This window comes from Vibrio sp. R11-SG3-ISO3-SZ, from assembly GCF_059834345.1.
The window spans coordinates 1-21,985 of sequence record NZ_JCBDGX010000021.1 but is presented as its reverse complement, the minus strand read 5'-3'; the positions used below and the strand labels follow the sequence as shown (position 1 = coordinate 21,985).

Annotated in this window: 20 protein-coding genes; 16 read left to right on the top strand and 4 right to left on the bottom strand. The window is 50.3% G+C overall.

Features of this window, described 5'->3' with window-relative positions; genetic code table 11:
- The 11 genes from AC6R1O_RS02960 to AC6R1O_RS02910 all read left to right on the top strand — a co-directional run.
- Positions 1 to 1,376 (top strand): chemotaxis protein CheA (locus tag AC6R1O_RS02960; protein ID WP_500656468.1); only part of this gene is annotated, 1,376 nt, incomplete at its 5' end.
- A 9-nt stretch (positions 1,377 to 1,385) separates the two neighbouring features.
- A complete protein-coding gene (locus AC6R1O_RS02955) occupies positions 1,386 to 1,925 on the top strand; it encodes a chemotaxis protein CheW (protein ID WP_500656467.1) in 540 nt (179 codons plus the stop codon).
- Positions 1,925 to 2,392 (top strand): chemotaxis protein CheW, encoded by a 468-nt coding sequence (locus AC6R1O_RS02950; RefSeq protein WP_500656466.1) that lies wholly within the window; start codon positions 1,925 to 1,927, stop codon positions 2,390 to 2,392. Before AC6R1O_RS02955 ends, AC6R1O_RS02950 begins: the two co-directional genes overlap by 1 nt.
- 45 nt (positions 2,393 to 2,437) lie before the next feature.
- A complete protein-coding gene (aer2, locus tag AC6R1O_RS02945; protein ID WP_500656465.1) occupies positions 2,438 to 4,840 on the top strand; it encodes an aerotaxis transducer Aer2 in 2,403 nt (800 codons plus the stop codon).
- Positions 4,825 to 5,676, top strand: a complete 852-nt coding sequence (locus AC6R1O_RS02940; protein WP_500656464.1) for a CheR family methyltransferase — start codon at positions 4,825 to 4,827, stop codon at positions 5,674 to 5,676. The genes aer2 and AC6R1O_RS02940 overlap by 16 nt, the downstream gene beginning before the upstream one ends.
- 9 nt (positions 5,677 to 5,685) lie before the next feature.
- Entirely contained in the window at positions 5,686 to 6,336 is a 651-nt protein-coding gene (locus AC6R1O_RS02935; protein WP_500656463.1) for a chemotaxis protein CheD, read from the top strand.
- A complete protein-coding gene (locus tag AC6R1O_RS02930) occupies positions 6,333 to 7,367 on the top strand; it encodes a protein-glutamate methylesterase/protein-glutamine glutaminase (protein WP_487902467.1) in 1,035 nt (344 codons plus the stop codon). The genes AC6R1O_RS02935 and AC6R1O_RS02930 overlap by 4 nt, the downstream gene beginning before the upstream one ends.
- A complete protein-coding gene (locus AC6R1O_RS02925; protein ID WP_500633153.1) occupies positions 7,364 to 8,536 on the top strand; it encodes a methyl-accepting chemotaxis protein in 1,173 nt (390 codons plus the stop codon). Before AC6R1O_RS02930 ends, AC6R1O_RS02925 begins: the two co-directional genes overlap by 4 nt.
- 17 nt (positions 8,537 to 8,553) lie before the next feature.
- Positions 8,554 to 8,853 carry an STAS domain-containing protein gene (locus tag AC6R1O_RS02920; protein ID WP_334553042.1) on the top strand — a complete coding sequence of 100 codons (300 nt, stop codon included), beginning with the start codon at positions 8,554 to 8,556 and terminating at the stop codon, positions 8,851 to 8,853.
- A gap of 9 nt (positions 8,854 to 8,862) precedes the next feature.
- A complete protein-coding gene (locus tag AC6R1O_RS02915) occupies positions 8,863 to 10,557 on the top strand; it encodes a SpoIIE family protein phosphatase (protein ID WP_500633152.1) in 1,695 nt (564 codons plus the stop codon).
- 245 nt (positions 10,558 to 10,802) lie between these two features.
- On the top strand, positions 10,803 to 12,485 hold the full coding sequence (locus tag AC6R1O_RS02910) for a flagellar assembly protein A (RefSeq protein WP_500633151.1): 1,683 nt from the start codon (positions 10,803 to 10,805) through the stop codon (positions 12,483 to 12,485).
- Here the strand turns inward: AC6R1O_RS02910 and AC6R1O_RS02905 are convergent.
- Positions 12,482 to 12,754 (bottom strand): nitrogenase-stabilizing/protective protein NifW, encoded by a 273-nt coding sequence (locus AC6R1O_RS02905; protein ID WP_487902471.1) that lies wholly within the window; start codon positions 12,752 to 12,754, stop codon positions 12,482 to 12,484. The two genes, AC6R1O_RS02910 and AC6R1O_RS02905, sit on opposite strands and share 4 nt — an antisense overlap.
- Before the next feature lie 103 nt (positions 12,755 to 12,857).
- Between AC6R1O_RS02905 and AC6R1O_RS02900 the strand changes: the two genes are divergently transcribed.
- Positions 12,858 to 13,505, top strand: a complete 648-nt coding sequence (locus AC6R1O_RS02900; protein ID WP_500630972.1) for a haloacid dehalogenase type II — start codon at positions 12,858 to 12,860, stop codon at positions 13,503 to 13,505.
- 31 nt (positions 13,506 to 13,536) lie between these two features.
- Here the strand turns inward: AC6R1O_RS02900 and AC6R1O_RS02895 are convergent, their stop codons facing one another.
- On the bottom strand, positions 13,537 to 13,962 hold the full coding sequence (locus tag AC6R1O_RS02895; RefSeq protein ID WP_500633150.1) for a universal stress protein: 426 nt from the start codon (positions 13,960 to 13,962) through the stop codon (positions 13,537 to 13,539).
- A gap of 237 nt (positions 13,963 to 14,199) precedes the next feature.
- On the opposite strand from AC6R1O_RS02895, the gene AC6R1O_RS02890 reads away from it, so the two are divergent.
- The gene (locus tag AC6R1O_RS02890) at positions 14,200 to 15,594 is read left to right on the top strand and encodes a glycoside hydrolase family 1 protein (RefSeq protein WP_500630970.1); all 1,395 of its coding nucleotides are present in this window, start codon (positions 14,200 to 14,202) and stop codon (positions 15,592 to 15,594) included.
- 125 nt (positions 15,595 to 15,719) lie between these two features.
- Here AC6R1O_RS02890 and AC6R1O_RS02885 read toward each other — a convergent pair whose 3' ends face one another.
- Together AC6R1O_RS02885 and AC6R1O_RS02880 are read right to left on the bottom strand one after the other, a co-directional pair.
- Positions 15,720 to 16,325 carry a TetR/AcrR family transcriptional regulator gene (locus AC6R1O_RS02885; protein ID WP_334568186.1) on the bottom strand — a complete coding sequence of 202 codons (606 nt, stop codon included), beginning with the start codon at positions 16,323 to 16,325 and terminating at the stop codon, positions 15,720 to 15,722.
- Between the two features lie 134 nt (positions 16,326 to 16,459).
- Positions 16,460 to 17,551 carry an efflux RND transporter periplasmic adaptor subunit gene (locus tag AC6R1O_RS02880; RefSeq protein ID WP_500630969.1) on the bottom strand — a complete coding sequence of 364 codons (1,092 nt, stop codon included), beginning with the start codon at positions 17,549 to 17,551 and terminating at the stop codon, positions 16,460 to 16,462.
- A gap of 248 nt (positions 17,552 to 17,799) precedes the next feature.
- Here AC6R1O_RS02880 and AC6R1O_RS02875 point away from each other — a divergent pair, with 248 nt between their 5' ends.
- The 3 genes from AC6R1O_RS02875 to AC6R1O_RS02865 all read left to right on the top strand — a co-directional run bounded on the left by AC6R1O_RS02875 (position 17,800) and on the right by AC6R1O_RS02865 (position 21,716).
- Complete coding sequence (locus AC6R1O_RS02875; RefSeq protein ID WP_500630968.1) at positions 17,800 to 18,525, top strand: IclR family transcriptional regulator; 726 nt, start codon at positions 17,800 to 17,802, stop codon at positions 18,523 to 18,525.
- A gap of 5 nt (positions 18,526 to 18,530) precedes the next feature.
- Positions 18,531 to 19,364, top strand: a complete 834-nt coding sequence (locus AC6R1O_RS02870; protein WP_500629170.1) for an arginase — start codon at positions 18,531 to 18,533, stop codon at positions 19,362 to 19,364.
- A gap of 474 nt (positions 19,365 to 19,838) precedes the next feature.
- Positions 19,839 to 21,716, top strand: a complete 1,878-nt coding sequence (locus AC6R1O_RS02865) for a PhoX family protein (protein ID WP_500629169.1) — start codon at positions 19,839 to 19,841, stop codon at positions 21,714 to 21,716.
- Positions 21,717 to 21,985 lie beyond the last annotated feature (269 nt).

Here is a 21,985-nt window from a genome sequence, read left to right as displayed (position 1 = left end):
CTGAGTCAATCTCTTCTGCTTCGACGGCGTCTAAGTCCACCGAGTCTGAGTCCATTATACCTAAGCCAATTGCATCTGAGCCCACTGCACCTAAACCTAGCGCAACCAAACCAAGCATTGAGACACCCGCGAAAACCGCGTCTAAGCCGACGAAAATCGAGTCAAGCGTCGGTTCCATTCGGGTAGATATTGATAAAGTCGATAGCTTGATAAACTTGGTGGGCGAACTGGTCATCACGCAATCCATGTTGACGGAAATTGGTAACGATTTTACCCCTGACAAATTGGATAAACTCAAAGCTGGCCTCGAGCAGCTGTTGCAAAACAGCAAGGAGCTGCAAGATAACGTCCTCAATATTCGCATGTTGCCAATGAGCTTTGCCTTTAGTCGCTTCCCCCGCTTGGTTCGAGATTTGTCATCTCGCTTGGACAAACAGGTGGATTTAGTGATCAAGGGCGAGCACACGGAACTCGACAAAACGGTGCTAGAGCGCATTGTTGATCCGCTCGTGCATTTGGTCCGAAATGGCATTGACCACGGCATAGAGTCACGCCAAACGCGCAGTGAACGAGGTAAACCCGAGGCTGGGATCATTGAGCTTAATGCTTTCCATCAAGGCGGCTCTATCATCATTCAAATATGCGACGATGGCGCCGGACTCGATTGCGATGTGCTGTGGAGTAAAGCGCAGGAAAAAGGCGTTGTCGCGAGCGATGCCAACCGGGACGAGTTTTCCAAACAGCAGGTGATGAACCTGATTTTTGCCCCCGGTTTTTCGACGGCGGAATCGGTCTCAGATATCTCTGGGCGAGGCGTGGGTATGGATGTGGTCAAGCGCAACATTGAAGAATTGGGCGGCCACATCGAGGTGGAATCCGAGCTGGGCAAAGGCAGCCGTTTCACCATCAGCTTACCCCTTACCTTGGCGATTTTGGACGGTCAGCTTATCAAAGTGGCCGACCAAGTGTTTGTCATTCCATTGCTGACCATCATCGAATCGGTCTCTTTGGATGAGAGCAAAATTAAACGCGCTTCCGGTGGCGTATTATTGTATCGCTTACGCGAAGAAAGCATCCCTATCATGAATCTGCAATCTGAACTCGAACTGGCTCCCGCTACGCCCAGTGAGCACCCCATATTGTGCTTTGTTGAAGCGGCAGGCAATCGCGTTGGGTTATTGGTTGATGAACTGTTAGAGCAGCAACAGGTGGTCATCAAGAGTTTGGAGTCGAACTACAGCAAAGTCTCGGGCATTTCTGGCGCCACCATTTTAGGGGATGGGTCGGTGTCATTGATTTTGGATATTCAGGGATTAATCACCGGCTTTTTGAAAACCCACCTTGATGCGGCGGGCAGTAACGGATTAGCGGCGTAGGGAGACATCATGAAGCAAGTGACCACCATTCAACCTGATACAGACGCGCTTGCTCAAGACGCGGCGTTAGTGTCTGGGCAGTACAGCGACGAGCTTGGTGAGCAGAGCGCGGATTTTCTCAGCTTTCTGCTTGCTGACGAGTTGTATACGGTGCCGATTAAGGATGTCGAAGAGATTCGGGTTTGGGAAAAGCCGACGCCGATACCTCGCGCCCCGGAATTTGTCTGTGGCGTGATCAATATTCGCGGCATGATCGTGCCAGTGACGGATTTAAGACGACGATTTTCGTTAGGTGAATGCCAATACTTGCCCACGACCGTTGTCATTGTATTGCGAGAAGAGGGTGATCAAGGTGAGCGTCTGATGGGCGTCGTGGTGGATGCGGTCAGCGATGTGTTGGCGCAAGACGACAAAACCCTTCACCCCTGTGTTGGCGACACGGCCGTGACACCCTATTTGGTTGGGTTGATGAATGTGGGCGAGCAGGTGATGTCCCTGCTTGATACCCATGAGCTGCTCAACATGGACAAAATCTTAAGGGCGAAGTAATGGAAACCCGACATGAGTTTTTAAGTTTCACCCTACAAGATGACGAATACGGCGTGCCGATTTTAGATGTGCGAGAACTACGGGGCTGGTCGCCGGTGCGCAAAGTCCCGAACTCGCCGGACTATTTCAAAGGCGTGTGGGAAATTCGCGGCGAGTACTTACCCATCATTGACCTCAAAATGCGTCTTGGTCTGGGCAAAACCGAGCTGACCGACGTGACGGTCGTCGTGGTGTTGAGTGATGGTCAAGGCAACCCATTTGGCATCATGGTTGATGCGGTGTCAGAGGTGTATCCCCTCAGTGATGAGTCCATCAAGGCACCACCTAAAGTGTCGATGGGGGTAGACCAGCGTTTTATTCGGGGGCTCGCTTCGGTGCAAGCAGGTCACCTCATCCTACTGAATATGGAAGCTTTATTGGATGTCGAAAAGCTTTCTGAACTGACTCAACATGAGAGCTGGGTCTAAAGCAAACACTGATAACAATAGAGCATGGCAAGAAGAGGGACAGGTATGGGATTTTGGAACAGAAAGGCAGAGCAAGCTCAGCAATTTTCAACCCCGACGGAAGACACGTTGACTCAAGACTTTACTCTGGATGTGGAGCAAGAGAGCGGCATTTCCAAAGAGCAACTCATGTCTGCACTGAATGCGGCGCAAACCGCGCTGATGATGATTGATCGTGATTTCAAGATTACCTATCTCAATCAGAAGTCTCTGGAACTACTCAAGCACCATGAAGCGCTGTTTCAATCAATGTGGCCGAGTTTCAAGGCAAACGAAGATGACTTACTCGGGTTCTGTATAGATGCGTTCCACGCTAATCCAAGCCACCAGCGCCAACTTCTTTCTAATCCCAATAATTTACCTTACACCACGACCATTTCGGTCAAAGACGTGAGGATTGAACTCAATGTCGGCGCCATCATAGATGCCAAAGGGCAGTATGTTGGTAATACCTTGGAATGGTCTGATGTCACGCAGTCTGAGCAGATAAGCCAAGACATTGCGAGACTCCAAGCCGCTGTTGACCAAGCGCAAACTGCCATGGTGATGATTGACCGAGACTTTTTGATCACCTACATCAACAAAGAGACGCTGACGCTATTTCGTCAGCACGAGGCGACGCTGCGCTCGGTATGGTCTGGATTTACCGCAAGTGCGGAATGGCTTATGGGGCGTTGTATTGATGAGTTTCATCAAAACCCCGCTCATCAGCGCAAGATGCTGGCCGATCCGAACAATTTACCTTACAGCACAGATATCACCATTGGTGATTTGAAGATTGAGTTGAACGTCGCTGCCATACACGATGCCCAAGGGGCTTACATTGGCAATACGCTAGAGTGGCGCGATGTCACCGATGAGCGAGCAAAAGAAGAAGAGATCGGGCGCCTCGCCTCTGCGGTGGCGGGCATGACGACGAATCTAATGATGGCCGATATGGAAGGGGTGATTACTTACGTCAACCCGGCTTTGCTCACTTTACTAAAATCGCGTGAAGCGGAGCTAAGGCAAGCACTTCCCGGCTTTGATGCCAGCAATTTAGTTGGGCGTAACATCGATGTATTCCATAAAAACCCCGCCCATCAAAAGAGCATCATTGCTAACCCTGACCGCTTGCCATTTAGCTCTAATATTGCGGTCGGAGGACTAGAGTTCAATTTGACCTGTATTGCCATGAAAGATGGCCAGGGCAAGTACATCGGTCCTGCCTTACAGTGGGTGGATATTACCGAACAGCAAGATGGGCAGCGTCAGGTCGAGTCTTTGATACAAAAAGCGATCGCCGGTGAGCTGCAAGAGCGTATTGACACCAGTGTGTACAGCGGCTTTATGAAAGAGTTGGGGGATGGCATTAATAGCCTACTCGACACTATGGTGACACCGATAGGGCAGTGCATTGATGTGATGAGCCAAGTGGCGAAAGGGAATCTTAATACGACGATGCCCGAGAGCAATAACGGGGAACTGGGTCGATTGTCTCACTCGGTCAATACCTCGATTCTCAACTTGCGCGATATGGTGGATAAGATCACGCAATCCTCGGCGCGCGTTGCTACCGCCTCATCAGAGATCGCCGAAGGCAACAACGATTTGAGTCAACGAGTGGAAGCTCAAGCCGCGAATCTCGAGCAAACCGCGGCGAGCATGGAACAGATGACAGCAACGGTGAAACAAAATGCCGACAACGCGAAAGGCGTTAACGAATTGGCCGTGGATGCAACGAAAAAAGCCACCAAAGGCGGCCAAGTGGTTGGTCAGGCGGTTTCTGCGATGGCTGACATTAACTCGGCCAGTAAAAAGATCTCCGACATCATTGGCGTAATAGACGAAATTGCGTTTCAAACCAACTTGTTAGCACTTAATGCAGCGGTGGAAGCGGCGCGCGCTGGCGAGCAAGGGCGCGGTTTCGCCGTTGTCGCGGGTGAAGTGCGCAATCTAGCGCAGCGCAGTGCGGCGGCAGCCAAAGAGATCAAGGGCCTTATCAAAGACAGTGTGGAGAAAGTCGATGAAGGTTCACGCTTAGTGGGTGAGTCTGGCGACACACTCAGTGAAATTGTCGAAGCGGTGGAGAAGGTCAACCAGTTGATTGAACAGATTGCCTCTTCCAGTGTGGAGCAATCGACCGGCATTGATGAGATCAATCGAGCTGTCGCGACGATGGACGAAATGACACAGCAGAATGCGTCGCTGGTTGAAGAAACCTCAGCCGCCAGTCAATCGCTCAAAGATGAAGGCAAAGAGTTGCTCAATCTTATGAACTTCTTTGTGACCGACGCCAAAGTGGCCAGCTTTGATTCGCGCAGCAACAAAGCCCCTAACGAAAATAACGTCAGAGAGATTCGCACCAACAAAGCCAGCAACACGGCATTTAAGGTGGAAGAGGAAGGCGACGAATGGGAAGAATTTTGAACACGGAATTGACGCTACCCGAGCAAGAGTTTGAGCTCACGGATAAAGATTTTCATTTTATCCAATGGTTTATGCATAAACACGTGGGCATTTTTCTCTCGGATCAGAAGCGCGCTATGGTCTATGGCCGTGTCAGTCGTCAGTTGCGCCGATTGGGGCTACGCCGTTTTAGAGAGTATCGCCCGTTGATTGAGAATGACCGCCAGGAGCGAGTCACTTTCATCAATTGTTTGACGACCAATAAAACGTCGTTTTTCCGTGAGTACCACCATTTTGAATTTTTGGAGCAGGTGCTCAGTCGCCAGTGGCAAGAGCAAGGCAAAAAGCAGGTCGCGGTGTGGTCCGCGGGCTGCTCTAGTGGTGAGGAGCCCTACAGCATTGCCGCTTCACTTGCGGCATTTGAACGCAAAGGTCAGTTGGACGAAGTCGTGATTGTTGCGACAGACCTAGATACTGCGGTACTCGAGAAGGCGCAACTTGGCATTTACAGTGATGAGGCACTCAACTCTATTCCTAAGCACTATCTAAAGGGGAACTTTGTTCGAGGTGTGGGACGCCAAAGCGGCCAGATCAAAGTCAAACAGCGTCTAATGGATCACGTACAGTTTTCACCACTCAACTTGCTTGAAGCTTGGCCATTTACAGCGAGCTTTGATGTCATATTCTGCCGTAACGTGATGATCTATTTCGACAAAAAAACGCAGGCGCGATTGCTCAAACGCTTTTATCAACAGCTATCCCCTGATGGGGTGCTGTTTTTAGGCCACTCGGAGAGCTTACCTGATGGAGTGGATTGCTTTCATCACCTCGGTCACACAATTTATGTCAAAAAGTAGGAAGCGGTTATGACGCCATACCACGGCCCGAACGTCGACCCGCAAAATGGGGCTTGTCATGTTAGTCGGTTTTATCACCCTATCCGAGAAAAACACTTTGTCAAAGTGTACCCCGGCGGCGTTTATTGCAGTGAGGCGAGTGACGAGTTGATTGTGACTGGTCTAGGGTCATGCATCTCAGCCTGCATGTGGGATCCCGTCACACGTATCGGCGGCATGAATCACTTTCTCCTGCCTTTTGAGAATCGCAGCCAAATCAAATCTTGGCAGCCGAGCGCGTTGGATTCGAGTGCTTCTCGCTACGGTTGTTATGCGATGGAAATGTTGATCAATCAACTGATTGGTTTGGGTGCGCGTCGGCATCGCTTGGTGGTTAAACTGTTTGGTGGGGCGCAAATGCTCGGCAAAGAATCGATGATAGGGGAGAAAAACGTCAGTTTTATTCTGAGTTATGTTGAGCGCGAGCAATTGGATGTGGTGGCGCAAGATCTTGGGGGAATGGAGCCAAGAAAAATACTCTTTGATCCCTCGATTGGAAAAGTGTGGCTGAAACGGGTGCCCTTTAATGAAGTGCATACGGTGCATCAACAAGAATCGACCTATGCCTATAAGTTGGAGCACGAACGTGACAATGGCGATGACGCGGAGCTGTTTATATGAAAAAAATCAGAGTATTGGTGGTCGATGATTCGCCGGTATTCCGCGCGATCTTGACTGAGTTGATCAACAGCGATCCGGATCTTGAGGTGGTCGCCAGTGCAGAAGATCCGTATCAAGCTCGGGCGTTGATCAAACAACACAATCCCGATGTGCTGACCCTGGATATCGAAATGCCAAAAATGAATGGCGTTCAGTTCTTAAAAAATCTAATGCGTTTACGGCCGATGCCTGTGGTGATGATCTCCACGTTAACGCAGCACGGCGCAGAGCCGACGCTGGCGGCACTGGAACTCGGGGCGGTGGACTACTTTCCCAAGCCTGCGGTGCAAAACACCGCCGAGATGGTCAATTACAAAAAGCTGGTGAATGAAAAGATCAAAGTCGCCGCGGGCGCCAACGTAGGGCGAGAGACAGTGGCGCCTGATGCGCAAAAACTCGATCCTATACGCCAAACCAATCACATTGAGCTGATTGCCATCGGCGCCTCCACGGGAGGGACGGAAGCGGTCAATCAGGTGCTTAAAACCTTGCCTGCCGGTCTGCCGCCGATAGTGATTACCCAGCACATTAGCGCGATGTTTTCCGCCTCGTTTGCGCGCAGGCTCGACGCGAACTCGGATATACAGGTGACAGAACTTGGCCAGGCTCGTGAGGCGCTGAAATCAGGCTGCGCCTATTTAGCCCCCGGCGATAAGCATTTGGTCGTTACCCGACGTGGCGGGCAGTTATACGCAGAACTTGACGACAGGCCAGCGATCAATCGCCACAAACCCTCTGTGGATGTCATGTTTGATGCCGTTGCCGAGACGTTAGGCGAGCACGCGATTGGTATCTTGCTCACCGGTATGGGTAAAGACGGTGCGCGAGGCATGTTGAAGATGAAGCAGCAAGGCGCGCCGACCATTGCTCAAGATGAGTTGAGCTCAGTGGTGTGGGGCATGCCGGGCGCCGCGGTGTATTTGGGCGCTGCGGAGTACGTTCTCGGGCTGCATAAAATACCGAAACAGATTTGTCAGTTGGTGAGCCTATGAAGAAAAAGAGAATACTGAGTCATCGCGTACGCTGCGCGCTCGCGGTGCTTATTCAAGTGCTGCTGTTGGGTGTGGGGGTGAGTTATGCGCCGTCTCAGCTTCAACTTGCCTTAATGATCGCCGTGGCGGCGGTGCCTTGGATTGTCTTAGCCAAGCCTCGCCCGATGCCAACTGAGAGCGCTGCGTCTTCACAGGCCCCCTCGAGCGATGATCCCAACCTTGCTCGGGAAGCGGCGTTGGGGCACATCTTGCAACGTGTTATCCCTCAATTATCGGATCCGCTTAGCCATCAACGCAGCGTGGTAGACGAGTCAGTAGACACCTTAAATGAAAGCTATTTTGAATTGCGAAAGCTGGCGGAAGAGCAGAGCCAAGTGACGAGTGAGTTGGTGGAAACCTTGCTGGGTAATCACGGCAGCGATCATGACATCAGCCAAGTGTTACCGAAAACCGAAGCCATTATTCGCCACTTTGTGGACACCTTAGTGATCGTCTCGGAAAAAAGTATTTCTGCGGTGCACAGCATTCACGATATGTCAGACAAGCTCGATTCGGTGTTTAAGTTACTCAACCAAGTTCGCGGGTTATCCGAGCAGACCAACCTACTGGCGCTCAATGCGGCGATTGAAGCGGCGCGAGCGGGTGAGGCTGGGCGCGGGTTTGCCGTCGTTGCCGATGAAGTACGACACCTTTCGGTCAAAGCGGAAGAGCTGAATAACCAAATTGAGCGCGAAATTAACACCGCGCAAGCTACGGTACAAGAGGCCAACAAAACCGTTGGAGAGATGGCCTCCATCGATATGACGGAAGCGATCGAATCGAAAGAAAAAGTCGATGACATGTTGCGAGGCGTGCAGCAGCTCAATGTGTCGGTTGAACAAGAAGTCCACAAAATCAAGCACAGCGGTGATCTGCTCAGTGTTCAGGTTGCCAACGGCATTCGCGCCCTGCAATTTGCTGACATCATTACGCAGCAAGGGGAGTACGCGCAAGGTAGCGTGGCGTTTATCCAACAGCTGGCCGATCTGACGCTGGCATGGACAGAACGCACCCTCAGTGACGCTGAGTTTGCGAGTGAACTGCACGCATTGCTTGAACAGGTTGAGCAAAGAGGTTCACCGGCGGCAACGCAAGCAAACATTGATGAAGGCGAAGTTGAGCTGTTTTAATCCACCAAGGGGGCAATATGTCGGTTAAGTCTACAGTGAATTCAGGCTCACGTGAGGTGACCATTACCATTGAAGGGGCGTTTGGGTTTAACCTCGTTCAAGATTTTCGGCGCTGCTATACAGACAAACACAGTTATCGGTTTACCATTGATTTACGCAAAGTCGACTATATCGACAGTGCAGGGCTTGGGATGCTGTTAAACATGCACAATTATCTCGGGCAGCCCGATGGGGCGATTCGCATCACTAACACCTTGCCACAGGTGCGAAAAATCCTCGCCATTTCCCGTTTCGATAAGAAGTTCTCGATAGAGTAAGGACTGCCTATGCATGTCATGATCATCGATGACCACGCCACCAACCGTGAGCTGTGTCGCTTTATTCTCGATCATATCACCGAACGCATTACCATGTTTGAAAATGGCCAAGGGGTGGTGGAGGCGATGCAACAGATGGATTCGATGCCGGATCTGATTTTGTTGGATGTCATGATGCCGGTGAAAGATGGGTTCACTACCGCGCAAGAAGTCAGAGAAGCCTTTCCTAACGTCCACATTCCGATCATTTTCTTAACCGCTTTGGATGATCGCGCCTCTTTTGAGCGCTGCCTTGCCTTTGGTGATGACTTTATCCTCAAACCGGTGGAGCGCAATGTCCTCATTGCCAAAGTGCAAGCGCACTATCGGATTGTCAAAATGCACAATGAAGTGATGCAGCAGCGTGATGAACTGAGCCAGTTCCATGAACAAGTACGGTACGACTATTCGATTGCCGAGTCGATTTTTGCCAATCTCGCTCAAGAGATGAGCCGCCAGGTCAGCAATGTGTACGGCATCCATTATTTGTCGACCCCCTCTACCATCTTTAACGGTGATTTAATTGTTCTTGCAAAGCGGCCACACGGTGGTGTCTATGTGATGATCGCTGACGCCACAGGACACGGCTTACCGGCGGCGATCTCCGCGCTACCTGCGACGCGCGCATTCTTTACGATGGCGGCGAAAGGATTACCGCTCGGGGAAATTGTTACCGAAATCAACGAAGTGTTGGTGCGTTTCCTTCCGATGGGAATGATGCTTGCCGCCAGCGTGTTTGAAGTAAGAGCCAATGGCTTTGAAGTCTCTTGGTGGGGAGGTGGTTTGCCTGATGGGTATATTGTCGATCCTGGAGGCGAGATTGTCAGCCGTTTAGTCTCAAGCCACATGCCGTTGGGCGTGCTTGAGCCGCACGAGTTTGAAGCCGACATTATGCACTACAAACTGGAGCCTGATCAGCAGATCGTTTGCTACACCGATGGCGTGATTGAAGCCGCCAGCCCCAACAATGAACAGTTTGGCGCCAAGCGCCTTGAGGCCTGTTTCACAGGTCAGCGCGCGGTCATCCCAACGCTGTATGAAGCGGTACAAGCCTTTAGCAATCAAGAGGTGCGTGACGATTTATCCATTTTGACCATGCATTTCCCCATTACCGTCGCGGAAGAAGAGGCTTGTCAAACGGTGGAACAGCAGAGACGTCAAGTGCCGATACATGCCAGTCTGCAATTTGACGGCCATAAGCTGCGCCACCTGTCGGTAATGGCCGAAGTTAGGCAATTTTTACAGGGAATGTTATCGGGTGGCCCACATCTGGATCTGATTTGTTCGGTGGCCTCTGAGCTCTTTTCTAATGCCATCGAGCATGGTTTGCTCAAGCTTGATTCCTCCGTAAAAGATGACCCCGACGGCTTTTTTACCTATTACCAGCAGCGAGAGGATAAACTCAAGCAGCTTGAAGACAGTGCCTGGGTCAAACTTGAGCTCGATTATCAGCCTGACAGTGAGAAGGTCACCATGATTTTGCTTCATAACGGCGAGGGATTTGACTACGAAAAACGCCAGCAAGTTCAAGACGGACACACCTATGGCCGAGGTATCGTTCTCGCCACAGAACTGTGTGACTCGCTGCAATACAGCGAACAAGGGCGCAAAGTGACCGCGATCTATTCATTAAACGCGCCGCACCATTTTCCGCTTTCCGCATGATGCGCAGAGAAGCCTGAAGAGAAGCATCGCGACCGACTGATTATCCACCCAATGAGTGGATGGCGCACTCAACCATAAGATGGGCCGATAAACGGAACTGGTAAACTTTACACTGTAAATAGCGTTGATGGACGTTTCTACAACAAAAGTTCAGTGACCTATGCCTGAATTTGTCACACATTCCATACTGTGTCAGTATCAAATTGAATAGACTGGACAGGTTAAGTGGGTTAAGCAGGTCAGTTATGTGGGACAAGTTAGTATCTCTGTCAGAAGATGAGCAGGGAGTGGTCGCGAAGCTATTGCCAGACATCAGTGTGGATGGAAATTTCGATACGCGTGGATTAGATTCCGCGTTAGCCAATATTGGCGCCAGTGATTTTTATCTGATGGAAGAGGCGGTGAACCGCTTTATCAAGTGTGCGCGAGAAGCGAAAAGTGAAGCGTATGTGGGCTTTCCTATCGCTGAAGTGCGTGACGCGACGGTGGAAGTGGTGCTCTCAGAACACGACATGCTGGCCAGTATGGTGGTGACCGGCGCTTACAAAGGCCAACCTCTGAAAGGACCGCAAATCGTGCATGCCTTGGCGCAATCCCATGTCACTAAAGGCATCAATAAGCTCGCACTGAAAAAAGTGTTGGTGATGAGCCATCAACTCAAACCCGGTGAAACCTTCACTCAACCTGTCGCCAAAGGCAAAAATCCCATCCAAGGCAAAGACGCCAAGTTTGTTCCTTTAGTCAAAGACCCTGCTAGACAAGTGCTCGCTCCCAAAGAATCAGATCAAGATGGGGGCAAAGTGGACATGCTCAACTTAGGCGAGACCATCACCGTCTCAGCAAATGATCCCCTTATGAAACGTGTACCTGCGACGAAAGGGACACCAGGTATGACAGTACAAGGTAAGGTGATTCCGCCTAAGCCTGGTAACGATGCCATGCTCAAAGCGGGCAAAGGCACGAAAGTGAATCCCAACAATCCCAATGTATTGCTGGCTGAGGTATCCGGTATGCCGGTGCTCAAAGAGCGCAGCGTGGAAGTGGAAGATGCACTCTGCTTACCGACCATAGGTGTGGCGACGGGTCATGTTAAATTCAAAGGCAACGTGGTGGTGTTTGGCAACATTGAATCGGATATGGTCGTTCGGGCAACCGGATCACTCACGGTGGGTGGATTTATTGAATCGGCGGATGTTCAAGCACAAGGTGACATTGAAGTTGCCAAAGGCATCATTGGTCACAATGTCTCTGAAGGCGAAGAAAAGAGCTGTGTGGTGAAGTCGGGCGGCAGCATAAAGGCCAATTATGCACAGTTCAGTGAGTTACAAGCTGGACAAGATATTATTCTCAATGTCCACAGTATGAACAACGCCATTCGCTGTGGTCGCCACCTCGTTGTCGCCGATAGCAGCGAAAAACACGGCACCTTAAGCGGCGGCAGTGCCAAGGTGGGTGGAAAAATCACCTGCGTCGAGCTGGGTGTGGAAGGCGACACCGCGACACATGTTCAGGCGTTTGCGCGCTTTCAGATGTATAAAGAGCGCCAAGCCAAGCTCAAAGAACAATACACTCAAGCACAAGAAGCGACCATGGCGGTGGTGCGTAAAGAGCTGGAGTTGAAAAAAATTCCGAAATCTCAACGGACGCCAGAGCAAGAAGAAGAGGTAGAAACGCTCAAACGAGAGAGCAACGCACACCTTGAGAAAGTCAAACGTGCCCGTGATGGCAATGAAGCGGAATTGACCTCTGCACTCGAAGACAACACCATCGAGGTAAAAGGTAAGGTGTTCACCCATGTTACGGTGCAATATGGGGAAGAGAAAGTGATCACTAAGCGCGTTCATGGCCCTAGCATCTTCTCGTTCAATCAGTTTGAAATCAAATGCTCATCTATGTTCGAAGAAGAGGATATCGAACAAGAAGCCTAACGACGTTCACAAGATGTGCAGCCGCGGCAGGCCGAGCGAGTGTGTTTATCCAGCTTGCTGCGCTGTACTTTACAATAAGCATTTTTTAGCGCACGTCGCGCTGAAAACCAATCATCAGGCTTTTGTAAAATAAGATTACCCCCAAACCGCTTCACCAACTCGGTACGATTCTGCTCGATAAACGTGCGGTCATAGCCTATCTCAAAATAATCCAATGCCTGTTCGATAGAGGTGAAACTGGCGAGGGTTTCTGTTATCGAGTCGGTCATTCGCTTAATCGCTTCTTTCGTTCAGAATGGGTGTCCTATTATTGAACACTCGTTCACCATTGTCTACGATAGTAAGACACTCTCCACAATGGATACGGCAACAATGACGAAGACTTATGCGTTTGATGTCTATGGCACTTTGATTGACACACATTTTGTGGCGACTCAACTGGAAGCGTGGCGTCCGGGGCTTGGGCAGGCCATGAGTGTGACTTGGCGAAATAAGCAGCTCGAATACGCGTTTCGACGCGGGTTGATGAACGAGTATGTGCCGTTTTCAACCTGCACCGAACAAGCGCTGGATTACACATGCGCCGCCCATCAAACAACCTTGTCGCCGGAACAGAAAGCGCAGCTTCTCGACCTCTATCTTCGCTTACCCTGTTTTGATGATGTCAAAGAGAGCCTAGCCTCACTGGTAGCGAAAGGGCATCGGCTGGTCGCTTTTTCTAATGGTGAACAACACAGTGTTGAGACGTTGCTGCGCCGCGCGGGCATTCGGGACGAGTTTGCGCAGATAATCAGCTGTGAAAAGGTCAAAACCTTTAAGCCCAACCCATCTGTCTATCAGCATCTTCTGTCGGTCACCCAAGACAACGACACCTATTTAGTCTCGAGCAATCCGTTTGACGTGCTGGGTGCGCAATCAGCCGGTATTAAAACCGTCTGGTTGCAGCGCAGCGTGGATGTGCCTTTTGATCCGTGGGGAGTTGAGCCCGATCGCGTTATTCGTCGTTTGACCGAGCTGTAAAAAAGATAGCCGCCTAGGGCGGCTATCTCAGTTAGCTTGTGATTGGCACGACGAGGATATCAATCGGTGACTTATTGATGAGGTGGCGGGAGTAGGAAACAATTTTGCTCCAAAAGTCCTGATGGTGGCCACAAATCAACAGATCAAAGCCGTGTTCTTTAATGGTGTACGTTAATTTCTCACTGAGATCGCCGGTACCGACAAGGAAGTGCTTGATCGGGACAGGTGAATCGGTTTGAAACTTCTCTAGCCATTGGTTGTTGTTTTCGTTCAAAGGTCGACGGCTAGGATCGGCTTGAATATCGACCAAATCAGGGTAGATTTCCCCATGTGTGCCATCGATATGGATGAACGAGACTTGTGCACCCACTATCTCAGCGAGAGACGCGGCGCGTTCAATGAGAACGTTACTCTCTTCAGACAGCTCTAGTGCAACTAGGATATGTTTGTATTTCATAACCACGCCCTCTTACGTCATTGTTTACTCTATAAGCATAGTATTTCTGTGGAAAAAGATGTGTCGGATAGGTCTCGTAATGGCTTGAAAATACCGAGCTATCATTCAGATTTTGCCGATTTTTGTCGCTGCGCTCTGGCCTAAAAATGGGAAATATCCTGATAAATATCTAACCTTATTTAGTGTCTAATGGTTCGAGTACACTCAAGTCAAAATCATAAATAAAGAGAATGAACTATGACTTTTCCATCCGATTTTCTTTGGGGCGGAGCCATTGCGGCTAACCAGGTAGAGGGCGCTTACCTCACTGGTGGCAAAGGGCTTTCCACCGCTGACATGCTGCCAAAAGGGATCTTAAACCCACATCAGACCCGCGAAGCGCGTACTGAGGGGATCAAAGATCTTGCCATCGATTTTTATCATCGTTATCCAGAAGACATCGCTTTGTTTGAGGAGATGGGGTTCAACTGCCTTCGTCTATCCATTGCTTGGACGCGTATCTTTCCGCAAGGCGATGAAACCGAGCCGTGTGAAGAAGGGCTCGCCTACTATGACCGACTATTTGACGAATTGGCCGCCCACGGGATGACACCGTTTGTCACGCTTTCACACTACGAAATGCCTTACGCCCTAGTGGAAAATTACGGCGGTTGGGGTAGCCGAGAAGTGATTACCTTCTTTGAGCGCTATGCGCGCAGCGTATTTACGCGCTATAAGGAGAAAGTGAAGCTTTGGCTTACCTTTAATGAAATCAATATGTCGTTGCATGCGCCGTTTACTGGGGTTGGACTCCAAGAAGACGCGAGCGAACAGGCGATCTACCAAGCGATCCACCATCAGCTGGTGGCCAACGCCAAAGCTGTGCAGCTCTGTCACGACATCATCCCTGACGCGAAAATCGGCAACATGCTGCTCGGCGCGATTAACTACCCTTACACCTGTAATCCTGATGACGTTTTGGCGGCGATGGATGAGAACAATAAGTGGCTCTTCTTTGGCGATGTGCAGACTCGCGGCAAGTACCCAGGTTATATGTTGCGTTATTTCCGTGATAACGGAATCACCATCGAGATGGAAGCGGGGGACATCGAAACCCTAGCGGCGGCGAGTGTCGACTTTATTTCTTTCAGTTATTACGCCAGTGGGTGTGCGAGTGCTGATCCGAAACAAAAAGAGGTGGGTAATATCGTCGACAGTGTCCCAAATCCGTATCTGGAAAAGAGTCAGTGGGGCTGGTTGATTGACCCTAAAGGATTGCGCATTCTGCTCAACTTCCTCCACGATCGCTACCAAAAGCCACTGTTTATCGTTGAGAATGGTCTCGGTGCGCGTGATACCGTGACTGACGAAGGTGAGGTGATCGACGACTACCGTATCGCGTATCTACGTGATCATTTGGTGCAAGCGCATGAGGCGATATTAGATGGCGTCGAGCTAATGGGCTTTACCAGCTGGGGGCCAATTGACTTAGTCGCGAACTCTACTGCAGAGATGAGCAAGCGCTATGGCTATATCTATGTCGATCGCCACGATGACGGCTCGGGTACCTTGACGCGCCTGCGCAAAAAGAGCTTCTATTGGTATCAAGAGGTCATCAAAACCAATGGGCAGGCGCTCTTGGCCCAAGAGTGATGAAGTCAGCAGGATGCCGTAGTATTGGGCATCCTTAGGACGGATCGCTTAGAAGATTGAGCGACTGAGAAGCGCATAAACACAGAAACACATAAACATAGCAACAAGGGGCGCTGCTGCGCCTCTTATTGTGCTTGTTGCGTCTGGAGGAAGAAATCCAACGCGGAGTGAAGGTTGGCCCGGCGCTGCTCGATATTATCGTCATTCATACCAAGAAATGTGGGGTAGAAGGTGCGACCTTTCACTAATGCCAGCAGATTCGTCGCCAGTTCTCGCGCGTTTTGCTGCGGCAGTGTGTTGTGTGCCATGGCGTCGCTCAGCCAATGCTCCATTGGACAAGTTTTGATCTGTTCAAGATCGTTGAGATGACAACTGCCATGACACATGGCTTCAATCGTGATGGCCACCAGCAGGCGGCGGCGCTCGCAGCTTAAGACAAAATCCAACTGCTGATCGAAAATATCAAACAGCTGAGATTTAATGCTACGGGTCGGATCAAATGGCGGCAGTTTTTGCGTCTCTTGCTCTTGGTGCAAAATGTGTTCGACGACATTCTGATAGAGCTTCTCTTTCGAGCCGTAATGGGCATAGATGGTGGGCTTTGACGTGCCTGCGCATTTGGCGACAGCTTCAAGCGAGGCGCCTTGCACACCAAAATCCTGGTAGCACTCCATTGCTGCCTGAATAATATTCTGCCGAGTTTTTTCGCTTCGTTGACTTCTTTTATCCATACAAAGGTCAGAGCAGTGTTCTAATTTCTTCCATGTGGTCATTGTGTTAACGCTACCATAAGCATGGTCCTACCAGTATGCCCGTCGCTGAGAGTTGAGAGCTGACTCAACATTGCGACACTCTATTGCCGAGATTATCCGCGGCTAAGGATTTGGTTTAGCCCTTCAACCAGATTCACAATGGGCTCAATCTTGCGCCCGACCAGCTCATACGCGTAAGGATCGTTGACGACAAACTGGTTGGCCTCTAACCCGGTGACCGCGAGATAGCCCTCGATCTCAGATTTGACCATCAGCGGCGCGACCGGCACTTCTAGCACTTTCTTATCACCATCAAGGACATAGACAAAGCTTTGGGTCTCTTTGGTATGCACCGCCTGTTTAGGGACAAACAGGGTCGCCTGGCGTTCTATGGCGTTAAGGTAGAGCTCGGTTTTACTTCCCACCAGTAACTGATTATCAGAATTAGTAAAGGTCGCATAGGCGGAGAGTGTCTGGGCCTGTTCGGTGGTTTTGCTGTCGACAAAACTGAGCGTGCCATCAATAAATTGGCCGTGGGCATTTTTTACCGACACTGTCGGTGGCGTTTGCGCTGCGGGATCACTCAGTGTCGTTAGGTAGGGGTAGAGCACGTCATTCGGCGCACTGAAATGGAGCTCCACATCAGAGACGGCGATCAACTCTGTTAACTCCTGACCTTTGGTGACGAAGTTCCCGGCACTGACCAGAATTTGCCCCACTTTACCTGAAAAGGGCGCGACGATGGTGGTATCGACGAGCGCTTCTTGGGCGACAAGCAGATTCTTTCTCGTCGCGTCAATGGCTTGCCGAGCGCCGTCGAGTCGTTCACCGCGCGTCACGCCGGATTTCGTTAAATCAAGGATATTGTCGAGCGCGCGTTGGTATTCCTCTTGGGCGGCTTGAACCGCTAAACGAGCGAAGGTGGTATTAAATTCAAACAGCGGCGTGCCTTTTTTAACCACCGCACCATCGTTGACCAAGACATTGGTAATTTTGCCTTCCTGATCCGACAGAATCTTCGTGTATTCAGACGCTTGGAATTCACCGGAGAGCTTCTCGAGCCGGATCGCTTGCTTCTCTATCGGCAACTGAACTTGATACGCGTTGGATTGATAACGTTCGCTGGCGTTAGACAGTTGGCAGGTGACACTGAGAGTGGCCGCCGCGCCAAACAGAACGCTGAGGGTGAGTGCTAGAGGCTTCATGTTATCCCTAAACCTTGTGGTCGTTGATCCCAAAACGAGATGGCCGCTGGGCGGCTCGAGATGATTATGCAACATAGATTATTTTAACTTTACCGTTAAGTAAAGTTATATTGATGGTTTGAATGGGTTGCGTAGGGCGTGCTTTTTATCACTCAGTGAAAATGTAGGTGCTCTTTGTGCTCACTATTCTCGCCTTATAAGAATATAATTTGAACTCACTCTATGACCCAGTTAGAAAAGAATTGACCATGAAAAACGGCAGCGGCCAAGTGAACGAGAAAATCTTACAACTGCTCATGCAGGTAGCGGTCAACGACGAGCCGGTGACCGCCAAAATCTTAAGTCATCAGCTCGGGACACCACTGAGCAGTTTGTATCGCCACCTCAAAATGTTGAAAGAGTGGAACCTGATTGAAGAGAGTACGCACGACAAAACCTTGATCATCGGTCCGGCGGCTTTGATGTTGATGCGCAGTTACCAATCGAGTCAAAGTGAGCTGGAGTCAGTGTCCGCGGTGCTCAGACGCTTACAAAAGCAGACGGGCGAAATGGCGGCTTACATGGTGCCTGTTGGTTATCGTGCACTGTGCGTCAGCCGAAAAGAGAGCATGCAAGCGCTTAGGTGCAGTTATGTCGAAGGGCAGAGTCAGCCGCTGCTGCATGGCGCTTCATCGAAAGTGATGTTGGCGTATATGCCGAGTGCGCGCTGCGAGAAAATCTTGCGTTACTTTGGCCAAGAGTCGCAATGGGACGCTTGGCAGACCAAATTGGACGCGATTCGAACCCAGGGGTACGCGGTCAGTACCTCTGAAATTGATCCCGGGGTGTCTGGTATCAGCGCGCCGGTGTTAAAGGGTAGCAAACTTGTTGGCGCTGTGTCGGTAATGGCACCGGCTCATCGCGTTGAGATGAACGAGCAAAAAATTGTACTTCATGTATTGCAGGCAGCGAGAGCTCTGCCTCCTGAAAGGTAAAGGATATGTTTAGGCTATTTCAACGGCGCAAGCTACACAGTATTACTGGGCTCTGTTGCGACAAACTCACCTTGCTCAGTGTCAGTGAACAGATCAAACCGATGAGCCAAGTGGAGTTTGATATGGCCAACCAGAGCTTGGAAGAGCTCTACGATTGGCTGGCGGACAAAGTCTCGACCAATATTGGCTATGGCGGTCATTTCAATCTCCAACAAGCGGCCAAACATCACTTGCTTGATACCGTTGCTGCGTTGATGGAGTCGGCCAGTTTACCTGTGCTCTTTGCCAATGACGGTGAAAGCTTACTGCATGCGCTGCCGATGGTGGCGAGTCAAGGCAGAGAGTTGGGGTTTATCCATATCAGCCGCAGCTTGGATATCAAACCGACTCTAGAGCCTGAGAAAGGCTCGCTGTTTCATTTTGTCTTGCAGCGCAGTCAGCAAAGCCGCTTGTTCTGCCTTGGCGTGGATTCGGACAATCAAGATCCGAAGCTGCTTGATTATGCAGAAGATCTCGGCTGTGATTGGTTGTCCGTCAACGAGTGCCACTTTCGCTCTCGTTTTACTGTGAAGCAGCAGTTGAGCCACTACTTGTCACATTGTGATGACGTGGTGATCAATATTGATCTCGCCAGCTTACAGCCCGTGACGCGGTTGGAATCCGATACGTTGATCGAAGTGCAGATGGTCAATCGAGTGTTACGCCAAGTTCTGCTTTCAGGCAAGGTGCGCTTAGTGCAATTTGTCGGTTACAAAGACAAGCACATTTATTCGAAAGAGACATTGGGTGTGGTGAATGGCTTGGCGTCACTGTTTCCCAGTCATCATAGAGCAGCGTAATGCTCAAGTGGGTGAAAAACGGGGGCCTATAAAACTACTAAAGCTGGCGGTTAAGCCAGCTTTGTTGGGGTTGCACAGTTATTGAGGTTTGCTGTTCGTGTTTTTGTTCGAATCTTTCCAGTATTGAATACGAACACGATGCAATTGTGCTTTTCTCATTTTCTTCATGATAATCCCTCACGTTAAATACCATGCTCTTCATTGAGCAGATGTGAATCTAGTTCCTCATGAACAATTTCAATTTAGCGGCGAAATGCGCGAAACACCAGTGTTTTGATCACAAATTTTTCGCGAAATTGGCGTAATTTCTAATTTACATGTGACTGAGATCGCCATTTATTGGTCTTGTCATGTAATCGAAGTAAAAGCATCATCTTTACTTTGTATTTGTTAAACAAAACCTTAACTGATGTGTAACCTTACTCGCCTAACATTTGCTCGCTTATATAATGATAACTCAGCAAGGAGTCAGCAATGTGGGATCGTGATGAACAGGATTCACAATTCAGCCAGATGATCGAAGCGCGACTATCTCGTCGTCGTTTCTTAGCCGGAACCGCTGCCGTCAGTGCAGGGGCGTTTCTTTCCCTCAACCCGATCGCGAAAGCGATAGCGGCATCAAGTGATAGTCGTTTGCTCAACTTCGAAGCAGTGCCAGCCTCGACAAAAGATGCGATCATCGTACCTAAAGGTTATAAAGCCACGCCGCTTCTCTCTTGGGGTGATCCTATTTTTGCTGATGCGCCAGAGTTTGATCAAAGCGGTAAGCAAGATTCAGCCGCGCAGGCGCGTCAGTTTGGTGACAACACCGACGGGATGAGCCTATTCCCTATCAGTGACGATCGCGCTGTTATTGCGGTGAACAACGAATACACCAATTACGAATACTTGTTCGAACATGGCGGTAAAGCGATGACGGCGGACGACGTATTAAAAGCGCAAGCGGCACACGGTGTGACGGTGTTCGAAATCGTCAAATCCGGCGGAGAGTGGAAAGTGGATAAAGCAGGGAAACGCAACCGCCGTATTACCGCTAACACAGAAATGCGCCTGACAGGCCCAGCGGCGGGTCATGCGTTGATGAAAACCAAATTGGATCCTTCAGGCTTAGCGCCACTCGGCACCTTTAATAACTGCGCCAACGGTCAAACGCCTTGGGGCACATACTTAACCTGTGAAGAGAACTTCCACGGCTATTTTGGCACCAGTACGACGGCAGAGTTGAGCGACGATCATAAACGTTACGGAATCAAAGCAGCGAAGAGCAGTTACCAGTGGCATGACACCGATGAGCGTTTCGATGTCGCTAAGCATCCGAATGAGCCACACCGTTTTGGTTGGGTTGTGGAGATCGATCCAAACGATCCGACGTCGACGCCGCTTAAGCGCACTGCACTCGGGCGATTTAAGCACGAGAATGCGGCACTGTTGATCAACGATGATGGTCATGTCGTGGTGTACCTAGGTGATGATGAGCGTGGGGAGCACATTTACAAATTTGTCTCTCGCGATCGCTACCAACCGGGCAATGATGCTGCCAATCGCAACTTGCTTGAAGAGGGCACCTTGTATGTCGCCAAGTTCGAGATGGACGACAACGAGTTGAAAGGCAAGGGGCAGTGGATTGAACTGACTTATGGCAAAAATGGTCTGACTAAAGAGAACGGTTTTAACGATCAAGCCGAGGTGATGATTTTTGCACGTCGCGCTGCGACTCAAGTTGGCGCGACTACGATGGATCGCCCAGAGTGGGTGGCGGTGCACCCAGACAACCAACACGTGTTCTGTACCCTCACCAATAACAAAAACCGCGGCGTAAAAGAGGGCCAACCTGTCGGTGGTCCTAACCCTCGCGCTGAGAACCACTACGGACAAATTGTTCGCTGGGTACCGACCTCGGGCGATCACACCCAAGCAGAGTTTGATTGGGATTTGTACCTGATTGCTGGCAACCCAACGGTGCACAAAGATTCGCTCTACGCGGGTAGTGACAACATCAACGCCGACAACATGTTTAATAGCCCGGATGGTATCGGCTTTGATAAAGCCGGTCGTTTGTGGATTCAAACGGACGGAAACTACTCAAATCAGGGCGATTTTGCAGGTCAAGGGAACAACCAAATGTTGTGCGGCGATCCTAATACTGGTGAAGTGCGACGTTTCTTGACAGGGCCAATTGCTTGTGAGATCACGGGGCTGACCTTCTCCGCCGACTACAAAACCATGTTTGTGGGTGTTCAGCATCCGGGCGAGAAAGGTGCGCCTTCTCACTACCCTGGTGGTGGTGACAGCAAGCCTCGCTCCACCATCGTTGCCATTACCCGTGAAGATGGCGGCGTTATTGGCGCTTAAGCTGTCTCACTGTTTGCATCAACAATCATTCGCATCAAGATGGGCGCCACGAGCGCCCATTTTTTATTGCCGATATCCACATTGGCATATTTATGCGATCGCTCGCATAAAAAACGTCAAGGTTTCGTGTGTTCACCGCAAAGAGTGTTGCGCTTCACAATCGCAATCCCTATATTGAAAGAGTACTCAGCATAACCTTAAGGTGTTCTAATCCGAATAAACTCCAGATAACAATACGACATTGAGCGATTGACCCGGCGAATCTACCC